Origin of the sequence: Thermodesulfatator autotrophicus (assembly GCF_001642325.1) — a bacterium.
Lineage (GTDB): Bacteria > Desulfobacterota > Thermodesulfobacteria > Thermodesulfobacteriales > Thermodesulfatatoraceae > Thermodesulfatator > Thermodesulfatator autotrophicus.
On record NZ_LSFI01000119.1, the window covers coordinates 1 to 529 of the forward strand.

At 40.6% G+C, this 529-nt stretch carries 1 protein-coding gene; it reads right to left on the bottom strand.

Annotation, left to right across the window (positions count from 1 at the left end):
• Positions 1-6: 6 nt before the first annotated feature.
• Positions 7-369 carry a hypothetical protein gene (locus TH606_RS11225; protein ID WP_068544083.1) on the bottom strand — a complete coding sequence of 121 codons (363 nt, stop codon included), beginning with the start codon at positions 367-369 and terminating at the stop codon, positions 7-9.
• Positions 370-529: the final 160 nt, after the last annotated feature.

Genomic DNA, 529 nt, shown 5'->3' on the forward strand with positions numbered 1-529 from the left:
CAGCCATTAGCTACCTCCAAAAACTTCATTTATGGCATTTGGTATCATGTTAGTTTCAATATTTGTTTTTAGATTATTGAGAATAGTTTGCGTATTAATAGTACCAAAAACACTTGTAAGGCGTTCAATATTGACCTTTGCTCTTTCAAAATAGGTACGAATTTCTTGGTAAATTTTGGCATTTAACTCATCAAGAGCCGTGGAGGAAAGCATATTTTGCGAAATACTTACCGTCTTTTCGTCAAGCACAAACGGATTACCGTCAGCATCTGTCTGATCAAGATCAACAAGTGAAATAGTAATAGTTACCGTTACTATCTGGCGAGAAATTGAATATCCAATGTCTTTTATTTGCACACTTAAATTCATCTTTTCCTCCTTTAAAAAAAGTCCAGGTCAGAAAGTTTTTTCTCATTACCGGTATAGCGCACGCCGCTTGCAGGCGTACTGGTCTCGCCCTCCGCAGCGCCAATGGCCACTTCCCCGCGGCGGATGAGGTCAAGCAACCTGATGGCGTTCTTGTAGCGGG